The organism is Saccharopolyspora sp. ASAGF58 (assembly GCF_012277335.1).
GTDB lineage: Bacteria > Actinomycetota > Actinomycetes > Mycobacteriales > Pseudonocardiaceae > Saccharopolyspora > Saccharopolyspora hattusasensis.
The window spans coordinates 2,811,155-2,825,669 of the sequence record NZ_CP040605.1; the positions used below are offsets into that span (position 1 = coordinate 2,811,155).

Here is a 14,515-nt window from a genome sequence, read left to right on the forward strand (position 1 = left end):
CGCCACACCGGACGGCCACCTAAACCCGCGGTGAGGGCAAAGAAGGATCCAGGGCGAACTGGTTGGACTCGGACATCCGATCGCCGCATCGACGGTTTGGGAGATCTCGGACTCGGCCGGCATCGATCCCGTGAACGACCAGGGTACAGGCGGGGCGCGGACGCCGACCGAGTTCGGTTTCGGCCGCCACCAAGCTTTTCGGGTCGACGTGCCGGAGGATGTCGTCGAACACGCCGCGCAGACGCTGCTCGGCCAGGCGTACGACGTCCTGCTCGGTCATCCCGGTGATGCCCAAATCGTTGGACACCGCGGTCGGGGGCGTGGATGTGCGTGCCTGCTTGCGGAGGTGGCTGAACAGGAACTTCCGCGCCAAGCCGAGGTGCGCGGACGAGCACCGGCCGGTCGCGCGCCACAGCGACCGGGCGGCCATGGTGGTGGCGGCCAGCCTCGCCTTGGTTGCCGCGTCAACCTCGTCGCGCAGGTCAGATCGCCATGCCTCGCGTAACTTTTCCTCCAACGACGGTTGTCCGATTGCCTTCTCGATGGCGTGGACGTCCGGCTCCAGCAGCATCGGATACCTGCGGCGAACGTCCGCGAGGTAGTTCGGGCTCCTGAGCCCGAGCATTACGTCCCGCTTGATCCACTCGGCCTCGTGGGGACCGCTCGGCGCCTCTGCACCGTCCTCCCAGGGGACACCGAACTGGCGGATTCCATATATGAAAACGTCCGCGGACATACCCCCTGCGCGGTTGCCGGCCATGCTGAAGATCCGCATCTGATCCTGCATCTCCTCCATGGCCGCCGTAGCCACAGCGAGCCTGCCCGGCGCGTCAGGGGAGTCGACCGGGAGGTCGCCGAAGACCACGGGCGCTAGTGCTACGTTGGCGACCGCACCGAGACCGGCGCACTTCTTGAACAGGAGCCACAGGCTTGCCTCATCCGAGGTTCCGGTCCACGTCCTCGTCCGCTGATCGTCGAACACGCTCGGCAAGGTCGCGGCGACCGTATCGTCCACCCGGACTTCGACCGTTGGTGCGTTCCAGGTGATCGTGGACACGAACGTCTGCCGTGGTGGGTGACCCGCGCCCGATCGCGTCGCGAGATCCGCGTAGTAGTCACGAAAAGTGCGTCGGTGCGCACCTACACCAAGCCTGCCGAGCAGGTGGGCGACGTCGTGACCGCTTTCCGTCGCGACCCTGGCGACAGCGCTACCGCAGAAACCCAGGTCAACCAGGAGGCGTCGAGCGTCCACCTGGTTGAGGTCCACCACGTCCGGGAGGTCGGCGAGCACTGCCGAATCGATCTCGGCGAGGAACGCGGAGGACACGGAGTCGTCATCCAACGCCCGTTTCGTGGCTTCTGGTAGACGTTCGAGCGTCCACTCGCCAACTTTCTTGATGACATCCGGTGAGATCGGTCCAGCTGGCTGGGCACATAAGGAATCCACGTACATGGCAGTCCTTGTCAATGACGTCACATAGGTCGTTGACCGAATGTCCACGCCCGCGCGGGCGGTTCCGTCAGTCGACAGTGTACTTTGTGGTATATGCCAGAGGGAATAGTCAAGATCCGTGGATCGAGATTTTCTAGGCGGTGGTGGATCGGACGTGGCCGAGGGCGCTGTGCGGGTTGAGTCGGACCGGGGCCCGGTGCCAGCGTTTCGGCTGGTCCGTTTCTAGAAATAACCCCGGAGTTCCTGTCAGGTGGACACGTCAGCTTGGTCAGCCATCCCTGGGCCTTTGGTCATCGAGTTCGGCGGCCCGGTAGGCGGCCAGCCACTGCTGTTCGGCGGCCAGTTTGGCCCAGCGCGTAGTCGAAGATGGCGCGGACGAAACCGGGCGCGTCGGGCCGGGCACCGTGTGGCGAGCCAAAGCGCTCACGCCCCCGTGCGTCGGTCCGATGTCCGGTAGGAGAGGACGTCGCCGGGTTGGCAGTCGAGCTCGCGGCAGATGGCGCTGAGGGTGCTGAAGCGGATCGCCTTGGCCCGGCGGTTCTTCAGGATCGAGAGGTTGGCGATGGTCACGTCGACGCGCGCGGCGAGCTCGGCCAGGGTCATGCCGCGCTCGGCGAGCAGTCGATCGAGGTGGCACTCGATCTGGTGCGGCTGCTCGGGCGGCATCAGACCAGTCCTTCGGTGTCGGTGCGCAGCCGGATGCCGTTGCGGAAGGTCATCGCGGCGGCGGCGATGAGCAGCCCCAGGAGCAGCGGGAACTCGAACTCGAAGACCGTCCGGATCGACTGCGCCACCTCAGTCCCGGACACCAGGAGATCCGTGGTGATCATGTCCGCCAACGGGACGACCAGGCCGCTCGACGTGACGATGGCCGCGATTGCGAACAGGCGAGGTGCGTTCGCTGGCACGAAGAAGTCGCCGTCGCGGAAGGTTCGGGCGACTCGGAGCAGGATCGACAGGGCCGCCATCAGTAGCAGGTTGCCGGCGAGCGTCGGGAGGGCCAGCAGTAGCCGGTCCGCGAAGCTGGGATCGGTGAAGATCAGCACTGCGTCGTGGGTGCCGCGAAGCGCCATGGGGCCGGCGGGTGCGGTGCCGGGCAGGGTCGCGGGCGCGTTGAGCTGCACTTCGCGCGTGTCGGTCGGCGGCAGCGGGCCGGTCACGCCGAGGACCGGGAAGAGGGCCCCGAACAGGCCGACCAGCAGCATGGCGAGCGCTATCGCAGCCTCCAGGACGTGGTTGCCGAGCCGAGCCCACCGGGACGTGCTTCCCATGTTCGTCACCTTCCGAAGTCATATCGTTTCTCGATACTATCGAAAAACGATATGGTGCGGGAGGGTGGACGTCAGAACAGCGGTTCGCCCCAGGTCTCGGTGAAGACCAGCTCGGACAGCGGCTTTCGGATGCGCGGCCGCAGCTCCTTCTCCTGCAGCCGCTCCGGCATGCCGTCGAGCGTGCCCAGGCTGCCGACCGCGACGGCGACGATCGGCTCGAACTCGGCCGGAATCCCGAACTCCGCCCGCGCGGCGTCCCGGTCGAAGCCCGCCATCTGGTGCGCGTACAGGCCCTCCGCGACGGCCTGCAGCACCAGGTTCTCGGTCGCCAGCGCCAGCCCGTACTCGCCGTAGGGCATCGGCTCGCCGTCCTCGTCGACCACGCGCGCAACGCCGATCGCCAGCGCCGAGGCATTGCTGGTCCAGCCCTTGTTGCCGCGCGACAACGTGCCGTGGATCCGCTCGAAGGTCGCCTCGCCCCGGCGCGCTGCGATGTACCGCGCGGGCTGGGTGTTGCCCCACGAAGGAGCCCACCGGGCCGCCTCGAACAACGCGGTGAACTGCCGGTCGCTCACCACGGCGTCCGGGTCCAGCGCGCGCGGGCTCCACCGCTCGGCCAGCAGCGGGTGCAGCGGCACCGACGTCTCTGCGGGTTTGCTCGCCGGAACCTCGGCGATGTATTCCTCGGCAGTCACGGGCACCTCCTGGATCGCTGGTGGCGAGTCTGTCGACCACGCCCGCCGATGTCCACCGGTCCGCCGGTCGTGAGTGCGCGACCGGGTTCGAGCCCGGTTACGCACTCACGACTCAGATCGCGTACTGCCACGCCGTCAGCGAATAGGCGCCGAACCACGAACCGAAGAACACCAGCAGCACCGCAGTTGTCACCGCCGTCGTCGTCCGCCGTCGCGACAACCCGATCGCAACCGGGATGAGCAACGGGAACGCGGGCAACATCAGGCGCACCTTGGAGTACATCAACCCGTCGGAGCCCAGGTCCAGCACCACCACCGCGGCGGCGAACGCCACCAGCGGCCACGGCATCCGCTGCCGCACACACAGCACCAGCAGCACCAGCGCGGCCAGCACGATCCACACCGTGAACGTCTCCAGCACGGACCGGTCCGTGGTCAGGGTCTTGATCATGAACGCCAAGGTGGCTTTGCCGCCGTCGAACGCCGACGACCAGCCCCGCTGCTGGAGCTCGAAGTACCCGGTGAGGTTGCTCGTCTGCAGCCCGACCCAGCCGATGTAGAGCAGCGCCCCGGCCGGTGCGAGCACGATCGCCAGCCACGGGCGCCAGGTGTCCCGGCGGCGCACGATGGCGACCAGCGCCGCCAGCCCGACGGCCGCGATCAGCGCGGCAGCAGTCGGCCGCACGAGCCCGGCGCCGGCGCAGCACAGCCCCGCCAGCAGCCAGTTCCGCTCGACGACCCCGATCAGCGCCCAGATCGCCAACGCGCAGAACAGCGCCTCGGAATACGCCATCGACAGCACCACCGACATCGGAGCCGCCGCGAACAGCACGACCAGGAGCAACCCGACCCCGTCCGAGCCGCCGATCCGACGCCCCAACCGAGCCAGCCCGAACGCGGCGACGACACCGCAGCCCAGGCTCGCGGCGACCGCCGCGCCGGTGACGCTGACCCCCGGGATCCACGACAGGGCCATGATCAGCAGCGGGTAGCCGGGGAAGAACGCCAACGGCGTCTCGGGGTAGCGGTGCCCGAAGCCGTCCACCATGTTCTGGTCCACGCCGCCGTAGCCGTGCGCGGCGATCTCCAGGTACCACTGACCGTCCCAAGCCCGCAGGTTGTCGACCAGCGCCTCGTCGTTGGCGGCCGACAGCCACGCCAGCACCAGTAATCCGACCAGCCGGATTGCGAGGTAAACCACAGCCGGGCCCAAAGCGATGATCAGCCGGTGCCCTCGGGGCGCCCCCGCACGCAGCCGGTCCAGCAACCCCGGTTCCGGTTGTTTCCGCTGCATAGCCGCGGTGTTTCCGATGTCCGCCAGGGGTGGGTCGATCGCTCCTGGAGTGGTGGACAACCCGGTCCTCCGCTCTTGTCGACAATCGCCTTCAACAGGGTAGTGGCGCGTTCCGGGGTTGGGGTCGGGCGGTGTCGGTTCGGTAGGCTAGTCCGGCAGCGGAGCGACCTGGTAGGAGGCCGTTTCGGCCCGGTGGGCCGACGCTGCCACCTACCCGGTCGCGGGGCCCTCCGGCCCGCCACGCGGTGTGCCGGGGCTCCTTCGTCCACTCGGTGTCAGTGCGGGGACAACCCGTGCCCGGGACGGCCGCACGGTCGAGGAGGTTTGTTTCACGTGGCGCTCGTCGTCCAGAAGTACGGCGGTTCCTCACTCGAAAGTGCTGATCGCATCAAACGGGTCGCCGAACGCATCGTTGAGACCCGCAAGGCGGGCAACGATGTGGTCGTCGTGTGCTCTGCGATGGGCGACACCACAGACGAGCTGCTCGACCTCGCCAAACAGGTCAACCCGGCTCCGCCGGAGCGGGAACTCGACATGCTGCTGACCGCCGGGGAGCGGATCTCCAACGCGCTGGTCGCGATGGCGATCGAGTCGCTCGGCGCGGAGGCCCGCTCGTTCTCCGGCTCGCAGGCCGGTGTGATCACGACCTCGGCGCACCAGAACGCGCGGATCATCGACGTCAGCCCGGGCCGGGTGCAGGAGGCGCTGGAGCAGGGTCAGGTCGTCCTGGTCGCCGGCTTCCAGGGCGTCTCCCAGGACACCAAGGACATCACGACGCTCGGCCGCGGCGGCTCGGACACCACGGCTGTCGCGGTGGCTGCCGCGATGAACGCAGACGTGTGCGAGATCTACACCGACGTCGACGGCGTGTACACGGCCGATCCACGCATCGTGCCCAACGCCAAGCACCTGGAGCGCATCACCTACGAGGAGATGCTCGAAATGGCGGCCACCGGCGCGAAGGTGCTGCACCTGCGCGCCGTCGAGTACGCGCGCCGCTACGGCGTGCCGCTGCACGTCCGCTCTTCCTACTCACCCAAGCCCGGAACGATCGTGTCCGGCTCAGTGGAGGACCTTTCCGTGGAACAGGCGATGATCACCGGCGTCTCGCACGACCGGTCGGAGGCGAAGGTCACCGTGCGCGGTGTGCCCGACAACCCCGGTGTCGCGGGGCGGATCTTCCGCGTGGTCGCCGACGCCGAGATCGACATCGACATGGTGCTGCAGAACGTCTCCAGCACCGCTTCCGGGCTGACCGACATCACCTTCACGGTGGCGCGCAGCAACGGCGCGGTGGCGGTCGCCGAGCTGGAGAAGATCAAGGACGAGGTCGGCTTCGAGCAGGTCGTCTACGACGACCAGGTGGGCAAGGTCTCGCTGGTCGGCGCCGGGATGCGGTCGCACCCGGGCGTCACCGCGACGTTCTGCGAGGCGCTGTCCAACGCCGGGGTGAACATCGACATCATCAACACCTCGGAGATCCGGATTTCGGTGCTGATCCGCGACACCCAGCTCGACGACGCGGTGAGCGCCCTGCACGACGCGTTCGAGCTCGGTGGCGACGAGGAAGCCGTGGTTTACGCGGGGAGTGGCCGCTGATGGCCCAGGAGAAGAAGACACCGACGCTGGCAATCGTGGGTGCGACCGGCGCGGTCGGCACCGTCATGATCGACATCATCAACCACCGCGAGTCGGTGCCGTGGCGCGAGATTCGGTTGATCGCCTCGGCCCGGTCCGCGGGCAAGAAGATCACCGTGCGCGGCGAGGAGCTCACCGTCGTCGAGCTCGCGCCGGAGGCGTTCGACGGCGTGGACATCGCGCTGTTCGACGTGCCGGACGAGGTCTCCGCGCAGTGGGCGCCGGTGGCGGCCGAGCGCGGCGCGATCGCGGTGGACAACTCCGGCGCGTTCCGGATGGACCCCGAGGTGCCGCTGGTGGTGCCCGAGGTCAACCCGGCGAAGGCGCACGAGCGCCCGAAGGGGATCATCGCGAACCCCAACTGCACGACGCTGTCGATGATGGCCGCGCTGGGGGCGCTGCACCGCGAGTTCGGCCTCCGCGAGCTGGTGGTCTCGTCCTACCAGGCGGCTTCGGGCGCCGGGCAGGAAGGCATCGACCGGCTGTACGCGGAGATCGCGGCGGTGGCGGGCAAGGGCGTCGGCTCGCGGGCCGGCGACGTCGCCGAGGCGCTGGCCGCGGCCGGGCTGCCGGAGGAGACGCCGTTCAAGGCTCCGCTGGCGCTCAACGTGGTGCCGTGGGCCGGTTCGCGCAAGGACGACGGCTGGACCTCGGAGGAGCTGAAGGTCCGCAACGAGTCCCGCAAGATCCTCGGCATCCCGGACCTGAAGGTGTCCGCGACCTGTGTGCGGGTGCCGGTGGTGACCACGCACTCGCTGGCGGTGCACGCCACCTTCGAGCGCGAGGTGACCGTCGAGCAGGCGCACCGCGTGTTCGAGGCGCAGCCGACGATCGTGCTGCAAGACGACCACGACAAGGGCGTGTTCCCGACCCCGGCGGGTGTGGTCGGCGGCGACCCGACCTACGTGGGCCGGGTCCGGCAGGCGCTGGACTTCCCGAACACGCTGGACTTCTTCGTCTGCGGTGACAACCTCCGCAAGGGCGCGGCGCTCAACACCTACGAGATCGCCGAAACTTTGGCGAACTGACCCACACTCCAAAGTGGATCTTAGTTGAGTGAGGGGCACGAGGGGCACCTTGACCAAGTCGGTCAAGGGTGCCCCTCACTCATGACCCGATCAGGTTGGTTTGGTGCGAAATGTAGTTCTCCGTTCAGTCACGGTTCGCGGAGCCGTCTGGTTCGGATAGCCCACATTGGGCAGACTCCAGCGCCGAGCGCATTTTCCGCTGCGATGCGGCGTGCGTGTCTGGAGGAACCCAATGATTCGTCATTCCCGGTCGTTGCGGCGAGTTGCCGTTTCGGCCGCCGCAGTTTGCGCCGTCGTCGGCGTCGGTCTCGGCGCGGTGCCTGCCGCCGCCGACCCCGCCGTCACGGACATCCGGCTGCTCAGCTTCAATGACCTGCACGGCAACCTGGAGCCGCCGACCGGGTCGTCCGGGAGGGTCACGCTGGCCGACGGCAACACCGTCGACGCTGGTGGCGCCGCCTACCTCGCCGCCCACCTGAAGAACCTGCGCGGCCAGGTGAAGAACTCGATGGTGCTCAGCACCGGCGACAACATCGGCGGATCGCCGCTGTCTTCGGCGCTGTTCCACGACGAGCCGACCATCGACGTGCTGAACACGATGGGCATTACGGCTTCCGTCGTGGGCAACCACGAGCTTGACGAGGGTTACGACGAGCTGAACCGCATCCAGAACGGCGGCTGCCACCCCGTCGACGGGTGCCAGTTCCAGCCGACGTACAACGGCGCGAACTTCCCCTTCCTCTCGGCGAACGTGACCGCCGAGCAGACCGGTCAGCCGGCTTTCAAGCCCTACACCATCAGCAACATGAATGGCATTCCCGTCGGCGTCATCGGTGCGACGCTTGAGGATCTGCCGACTCTGGTGTCCCCGGACGGGATCAAGGGGCTGAAGGTCGGCCCGGAGATCGACGCGATCAACCGCTACGCCGACGAACTGGACCGCCAGGGCGTCAAGACCATCGTTGTGTCGCTGCACCAGGGCGACAACACCGAGGGTGGCGGACCGGATGACTGCCGCACGGCCCCCGGCCCCGCCCGGCGGATCGCCGAGCAGGTCTCGCCCAACGTGGACGTGGTCTTCACCGCGCACAGCCACCAGCAGTACGTGTGCAGCGTCACCGACCCGGCCGGTCAGCCCCGGACGATGATCCAGGGCTCGTCGTTCGGCCGGATCATTTCCACTGTGGACCTCCAGGTCGACCGACGCACCAAGGACGTCGTCCGGTCCACCATCAAGGCGCAGAACAACGTCGTGACCCGGGACGTCCCGGCCGACCCCAAGGTGCAGGCGCTGGTCGATCAGGCCGTGCAGAAGTCGCGGCCGATCGCGAACCGGCAGGTAGGCACGATCGGCGCGGACATCGTGAAGACCGCCGCGCCGTCAGGTGAATCGCCGCTGGGCAACCTGATCGCGGATGCGCAACTGGCGGCCACCAGGTCCGCCGGTGCCCAGATCGCCCTGATGAACCCGGGTGGCGTCCGCGCCGACCTGACGTACGCGTCCTCGCCGGCCGAGGAGGGCAACGGCGTGGTGACCTACGGCGAGGCCTACACCGTGCAGCCGTTCGCCAACATCATGCAGACGATCACCCTGAGCGGTGCGCAGCTCAAGGCGGTGCTGGAGCAGCAGTGGCTGCCGAAGCCGGACGGCAGCGTCCAGGTTCGGATGCTCCAGCCGTCCTCGACCCTGCACTACACCTGGTCGGAGTCCGCGCCGATCGGATCGAAGATCTCCGGCATCACGATCGACGGCCAAGCGGTGCAGCCGGACGCGACCTACCGGGTCAGCGTGAACAACTTCCTCGCCGCCGGCGGGGACGGGTTCAGCGCGTTGACCGGCGGCACCGAGCTGACCGGCGGCCCGATCGACCTGGACGCGTTCAACGAGTACCTGAGCGCGAACCCCGGCATCGCCCCACCGGCGACCGACCGGATCACGCGCGTCGGCTGACCTCGCACGCCGGCCGAAGGGCGCCTTTCCTCCTGGCAACAGGAGGGAGGCGCCCTTATCGCTGCGGGTGTAGCGACGGGGAGATCCACTCGAACGTGAGTTTGTGAACGTCAATTCTCAAACCGTGTTCGATGGAGTCGATATTGGAGGCATGTCCGTGATGACTTGGCCCGACCATCAAGCTGGCTTGGCTGACCGGGAACCGCCCCGACCTTACCCGCGACGTCGTGCGGTGGTGCGCGCTGAAGGACTTCGTCGTCGCCGGCTTCGTGGGCGGGTTCGTCACCGAGTACTCGCTGAGCTCGGGAAGCGGGCTGCAGGACATTGCGACGCTGCAGTGGCACGAGCCGGCGCTGGAGGCCGCGGGCATCCGGGCCGACCAGCTGCCGGAGATCCACGCGCCGACCGACACGATGCCGCTGAAACCGCAGGTCGCCAAGGCTGTCGGGCTGCCCGACGGGCTGCCGGTGGTGCTCGGCGGCGGGGACGGTCCGCTGGCCAACCTCGGCGTCGGGGCGGTCAGCCCCGGTGTCGCCGCGCTGTCGCTCGGCACCAGCGGGGCGCTGCGGGTGACCCGCGATCGGCCGGGCGTCGACGACCGGTGCCGGACGTTCAGCTACGCGATGGGTGGCGGGCTCTGGGTGATCGGCGGTGCCGTGAGCAACGGCGCGGTGGTCGCGCAGTGGGCCGCGGAGTCCTTCGGGGTCGATGTCGCGGACCTGCTCGACGAGGCGGCTGCGGTGCCGGCGGGGGCGAACGGGTTGATGGCCCTGCCGTACCTGCTCGGCGAGCGGGCTCCGTGGTGGGAGCCGGGTCTGACGGGCTCGTTCGTGGGGCTGCGGCGCTCGCACGGCCGGGCCGAGATGACCTGCGCCATGGTCGAGGGCGTCGCCCAGCAGCTCGCGCTGGTGCGGGACGCGGTGGCCGATGCCGGGGCAGAGGTGCGCGCGGTGCGCGCCACGGGCGGCGGGTTCCGCAGCAGGGTGTGGGCGGACGCGATCGCTGCGGCGCTCGACATCGACCTGGAGCTGGCCGAGGGCAGCGGGGTCCGGGCTCGGCGCGGTGCTGCTGGCGTGGCGGGCGCTCGGTGAGTTCGACTCGTTGGAGCGCGCCGCCGAGTTGGTGACTCCTGAGCGCAAGGTCTCACCGGATCCGGCGACGGCCCGGGAGATGGCCCGCCGTCGGCCCCTGGTCGAGCAGCTCCACGCGACGCTGCGCGTCTTGGAGCTCTGAACGAGGCCGGCCAGGCGCGTAGGCAGTCTGGACCGTGGCTGTGTGCTGCCCATCCTGGTTCGACGACCTGTGGATCACCGACGCCACTGCTGTGCCCTGCCGGATGTCCCGCGAGACCGTCAAGCGCTCCGACCTCGCCGGACAATGGTCCACAGGCCGGGCCGCCGTCGCGGACGCTCGCGGCCGGACTTTCCGCTACCGACCCCACGCGCCGCCGCGGCGAAGGTCGCCACCTGGCCGTGAGTGATTTTGGGTGCCATAGCACCGAAAAACGCTCACGGGCCTTGGTCCTGCACCGCGCACACCCAATCGTCCGATGTGGACAAAACCACCGCCGCACAACGAGTTCCCCAAACAGCCTCTATAGCTGCGGTTTTCGGGCTGGTTTGCGTGGTGGTGCAAGGCGCGGGCGACGTGGAAGTCTTCGTTTCCGCTCGACACCCCACCTCCTCCGAGGTAGCGGATCTCGTCAGTCGCGCGAGTGGGCGCCCGAGGCGTTCTGGGGCGGATGCGGGCGCTGCGCGGCCGGGTGGCCCTGCTGGTGCTGCGGACCTTGCTGGTGGCGCTGCGAGTCCTGCTGGTGTTGCGGATTCGGTTGGCGCTGAGGCGTTTGCTGCTGCGGGCCGTGGACTTGGTCGATGATCAGGCGTTCGCAGCTGCGCAGGACCGTGCGGACCGCTTCGCGGTGCTGCCGGTCGTGCAGCGGGTTCACCGACTGCTCCCGCCAGCGCGCCAACGCTGCCACCGTCTCATCGGCCAGGTCCACCGCCAACGCCGTCTCGTCCCGGCCGAGCCGCGCGTGCGGCGCATCGCCGAGCGCTCCCAGCAGCCGCTTCGCTTCCGCCTGGAGCGGGCGGGCGAACCGCACCTGACCGGAATCCAGCGCCGACAGCAGCCGCAGCTCGTTCCACTCGTGCGCGTTTGCCAGCAGCCGCTCGAACTCGCCGCGCAACTGCTGCACGCCGGGCCGGGGATTGGCGCGCGACACCATGTCGACGGCCAGCAACGCCGATCGCGCCCGCAACGCGTCCTGCCGCTCCACGAACTGCTGGTGCACGGTTTCCTGCAGCAGGTTCAGGCCGCTTTCGTCGAGCAACGCGGCCTGCAGCTTCTTCCGCTCCGTCACGCCGCTGCGCATCAACGCCAGCGCCCGCTCGATGCCGTAGTGCCCGAACCGTTCGAGCAGCCGCTGCCGGACGGGGCCCGGCGTCGATTCCATGCCGCTGTTGATGAACCGGTCCGCCGACAGCAACAGCTCGTCCTGGTCGCTCTGGGACAGCCGGGAAAGGTTACCCAGCGCCAGGAAGTCCTCGTCGGTCATCGTCGCGACGGCCTGCCCGAGCAGCCCGATCACCGGGATGAGGTGCTGGGCGAAGGACCGCAGCGTGGGGTCGTTGCGGTAGCGCTCGGCGATCCGCTCGGCCGCTTGCAGCGCTTCCGGTCCGCCGCTGCCGGTCTCGTCGGCGCGCGAGAACGCGACGATCGTGTTGATCGGCACGCACCGGGCGGTCTGCAATTCGTTGACGGACTGCAGGAATTGCAGGTCGGTCTGCCGCGGGTACCGCGTCAGGTACAGCACCGCGTCGGCTTCGGACAGGATCTGCGCGAGCGCCGACCGCCCGGTCTCCTGCACCACCGCAGACGCGACGCCGGGCGTCTCGATCAGCGTGATGGCCCGCAGGCCCGGCGTCGGTGACTCGATTACCAGCCGGGCCACCTCGTCCGGTCGCCAGTGCTGCAGGTCGCGGATGGTGACGGCGTCCAAAGTGGACACAGGAACGTTCTGCACCGCGCCGTGCGGGGTGTGCACCAGGATCTTCGGTTCCGGCCCGTACTGGTAGAAGGTGTTGACCTGGGTGCGCTCCTCGGCATCGGTGGGCGCGAGCTCCGCACCGACCAGCGCGTTGATCAGCGTGGACTTGCCCGCCTTTACCCGTCCGCCGACGGCGATGCGCAGCGGCTGGTCGAGCCGTTCCAGCCGGCCGCGCAGCCACGTCGAGGTGCGCGGATCGTCCCGGTAGAACGTCATGGTGCGGATCAGCAGCGCTCGCGCGCGATCCAGCAGGGCATCGCCGCTCATGCCGCGGTGATCCGGTTCTGGGTCAGCATCGTGGCGCGCCGCTGCAGCACCGCGATCTCCTCCAGCTTCTGCCGGATGTCCCTGGCCCGCTGGTCGCGGTCGACCGCGCTGCGCTCCGCGGATCGCTTGATCTCCTGGATGGCCCGGCTGATCTCCATCTGGGCATCTTCGGTCATGCGCATGTAGTGCGTGTGCAGGCCCCGGTGGACGCCGCGGATGGCGGCCTTGGCCTCCCTGTTCACGTGGAAGACGACCTGCTCGACGTAGCGCTGCACGGCGCTCTTGGCTTCGACCTGCCGGCGGCGCAACCGCGTGTCCTTGTCCTCGCCGAGGCTCTTGAGGCCCAGCAGCACGCCCGCCGAGATGGACACCACGTTGATCAGGCCCAGGCCGAACACCGCCGTGGTTAGCATGCCGAACATCAGCACCCCGCCGTAGGACCCGCGCAAGCCGGTGAGGAACTGGTCGAAACGCTTGTACTCGGAGCCGCGCGGCAGCTTCGGCTCGGGCACCTCGTCCAGCGGGTCCGGTCGGGTGAGCCGCTCCAGCTCGGGGATGGCCCCGCCGTGCTCGGCCAGCATCTCGTCGGCGACGTGCTCGGCTAGCCGGGCCTGGCGCAGTTCCATCCACTCGAAGGTTTCGACGATCGCGTCGGTGAGCCGGGCGGAGAGCCAGTCCAGGAATTCATCCCAGACTTCGAGGGGATCCGCGGTCTCGAAGGCCTCGTTGACCTGGTGCAGCACCGCCCAGCTGCGTTCCCGGAAGTCGAACTCGATGTCGGTGAACAGCTCGGAGATGCCGTCGTTGAGCGCCTTCTGCCAGCGGCTCGAGACGCGCCGGAGGTCTTCGGCGCGGCGCTGCGCGGTTTCCAGCTCGACCAGGGTTTCCGCCGCGGTGCGCGGGTTCTGTGCCGCGAGTTCGGTGCGCAGCGCGTCGTTGATCTGGGTGAGCGCCTCGGTGACGTTGTGCGCCACCAGGCGCCGGGTCAGGTTCTCGTGCTTGCCGGCCATCTCCTTGAGAAATTCCAGCAGCGGCGGGAACCCGGATTCGGCGTTGAGGTTGGTGTTCTTGGCCTGCATCGCGCGCATCCGGATGTTGGCCGAAACCGGGAAGATCTTGGCCGCAATACCGGCGTTGTCCAGGTGTTTCCGGTTGACCTCGAGGACTTTCCGCCAGTGCGGGGTCCGGTCGATCTTCGGCAGCACGAGCGCGACGTTCGGGCACAACGCGGTGGCCTGCTTGAGGAACGCCAGCTCGTTTGTGGTGAGTTCCTGGGTGGCGTCGGAGACCATCAGCAGCGCGTCGGCTTCGGCGACCACGGCGAGCGTGGTGGAGGTCAGCGACGAGGACACGCTGCCGACGCCGGGGGTGTCCATCAGTGCGAGACCGTTCTGCAGCACGGCGCGGGGGATGCCGATCTCGCTACGGGTGACCGGGCGGCCGTGTGCGAGGGCGCGTGCCAGCTGCTCGCTGACCTGCTCAATGGGGACCGGAACACGATCAAGAGCGGCCGGGCCCTGCGCCGGCTCGTGCTCGATGAGCAGGGCGCTCGGTTCGTCGGAGTGCCGGACGAGGGCGGGCACGACGGTGGTGACGTCGTCGCCAGAGGCGCACACGGGCGCGTTCACGATCGCGTTGACCAGGGCGCTCTTGCCCTGCTTCGACTCGCCGACGACCAGCACGAGCTGCGTCGGGTCGAGCACGCGGGTGCGGATCTGCCGCAGTCGACCGTGCAGATCGGCGCGTTGCTGCTCGGCACATTCCGCAGTCACGCGATCGATCAGTTCCACCAACGCTGTCTCGATCACGGCGTCGATTGTGGCGTGCTGCGGCGAATAGAGAAACCCAAACGGCTGAACTCACATCATCGAC

The 14,515-nt window shown here is 68.5% G+C and carries 12 protein-coding genes; 5 read left to right on the forward strand and 7 right to left on the reverse strand.

The genetic code is table 11. The features are described from left to right. Positions 1-19 precede the first annotated feature (19 nt). From FDZ84_RS13285 to FDZ84_RS13305, 5 genes are all read right to left on the reverse strand, one after another. Entirely contained in the window at positions 20-1,342 is a 1,323-nt protein-coding gene (locus FDZ84_RS13285; RefSeq protein ID WP_168586152.1) for a hypothetical protein, read from the reverse strand. A gap of 534 nt (positions 1,343-1,876) precedes the next feature. Beyond that, on the reverse strand, positions 1,877-2,119 hold the full coding sequence (locus tag FDZ84_RS13290; RefSeq protein ID WP_168586153.1) for a helix-turn-helix transcriptional regulator: 243 nt from the start codon (positions 2,117-2,119) through the stop codon (positions 1,877-1,879). Continuing rightward, positions 2,119-2,724, reverse strand: coding sequence for a DUF2975 domain-containing protein (locus FDZ84_RS13295; protein WP_168586154.1), 606 nt, complete (start codon positions 2,722-2,724; stop codon positions 2,119-2,121). The genes FDZ84_RS13290 and FDZ84_RS13295 overlap by 1 nt, the downstream gene beginning before the upstream one ends. Before the next feature lie 71 nt (positions 2,725-2,795). Continuing rightward, positions 2,796-3,419, reverse strand: coding sequence for a nitroreductase family protein (locus FDZ84_RS13300; protein WP_168586155.1), 624 nt, complete (start codon positions 3,417-3,419; stop codon positions 2,796-2,798). 112 nt (positions 3,420-3,531) lie between these two features. Next, positions 3,532-4,773, reverse strand: coding sequence for a glycosyltransferase family 39 protein (locus FDZ84_RS13305; RefSeq protein ID WP_168586156.1), 1,242 nt, complete (start codon positions 4,771-4,773; stop codon positions 3,532-3,534). Positions 4,774-5,046: 273 nt separating this feature from the next. Here FDZ84_RS13305 and FDZ84_RS13310 point away from each other — a divergent pair, with 273 nt between their 5' ends. From FDZ84_RS13310 to FDZ84_RS38820, 5 genes are all read left to right on the forward strand, one after another. Beyond that, complete coding sequence (locus FDZ84_RS13310) at positions 5,047-6,312, forward strand: aspartate kinase (RefSeq protein WP_168586157.1); 1,266 nt, start codon at positions 5,047-5,049, stop codon at positions 6,310-6,312. Then, on the forward strand, positions 6,312-7,379 hold the full coding sequence (locus tag FDZ84_RS13315; RefSeq protein ID WP_168586158.1) for an aspartate-semialdehyde dehydrogenase: 1,068 nt from the start codon (positions 6,312-6,314) through the stop codon (positions 7,377-7,379). Before FDZ84_RS13310 ends, FDZ84_RS13315 begins: the two co-directional genes overlap by 1 nt. Positions 7,380-7,611: 232 nt before the next feature. Further along, the gene (locus FDZ84_RS13320) at positions 7,612-9,330 is read left to right on the forward strand and encodes a bifunctional UDP-sugar hydrolase/5'-nucleotidase (RefSeq protein ID WP_168586159.1); all 1,719 of its coding nucleotides are present in this window, start codon (positions 7,612-7,614) and stop codon (positions 9,328-9,330) included. A 227-nt stretch (positions 9,331-9,557) separates the two neighbouring features. Further along, a complete protein-coding gene (locus tag FDZ84_RS13325; RefSeq protein WP_246868985.1) occupies positions 9,558-10,421 on the forward strand; it encodes an FGGY-family carbohydrate kinase in 864 nt (287 codons plus the stop codon). Further along, positions 10,393-10,563: a hypothetical protein gene (locus tag FDZ84_RS38820; protein WP_246868986.1), complete on the forward strand. Its 171-nt coding sequence runs from the start codon at positions 10,393-10,395 to the stop codon at positions 10,561-10,563. The genes FDZ84_RS13325 and FDZ84_RS38820 overlap by 29 nt, the downstream gene beginning before the upstream one ends. Positions 10,564-11,032: 469 nt before the next feature. Here FDZ84_RS38820 and FDZ84_RS13335 read toward each other — a convergent pair whose 3' ends face one another. Together FDZ84_RS13335 and FDZ84_RS13340 are read right to left on the reverse strand one after the other, a co-directional pair. After that, positions 11,033-12,643, reverse strand: a complete 1,611-nt coding sequence (locus FDZ84_RS13335) for a dynamin family protein (RefSeq protein WP_168586160.1) — start codon at positions 12,641-12,643, stop codon at positions 11,033-11,035. Further along, positions 12,640-14,433 (reverse strand): dynamin family protein, encoded by a 1,794-nt coding sequence (locus tag FDZ84_RS13340; RefSeq protein ID WP_246868987.1) that lies wholly within the window; start codon positions 14,431-14,433, stop codon positions 12,640-12,642. Before FDZ84_RS13340 ends, FDZ84_RS13335 begins: the two co-directional genes overlap by 4 nt. Positions 14,434-14,515 lie beyond the last annotated feature (82 nt).

Bases quoted from the DNA above. Each gene is read 5' to 3' on its own strand.
- FDZ84_RS13320 (WP_168586159.1), top strand. From the start codon at position 7,612: ATGATTCGTCATTCCCGGTCGTTGCGGCGAGTTGCCGTTTCGGCCGCC.
- FDZ84_RS13295 (WP_168586154.1), bottom strand. From the start codon at position 2,724: ATGGGAAGCACGTCCCGGTGGGCTCGGCTCGGCAACCACGTCCTGGAG.
- FDZ84_RS13335 (WP_168586160.1), bottom strand. From the start codon at position 12,643: ATGAGCGGCGATGCCCTGCTGGATCGCGCGCGAGCGCTGCTGATCCGC.
- FDZ84_RS13290 (WP_168586153.1), bottom strand. From the start codon at position 2,119: ATGCCGCCCGAGCAGCCGCACCAGATCGAGTGCCACCTCGATCGACTG.
- FDZ84_RS13315 (WP_168586158.1), top strand. From the start codon at position 6,312: ATGGCCCAGGAGAAGAAGACACCGACGCTGGCAATCGTGGGTGCGACC.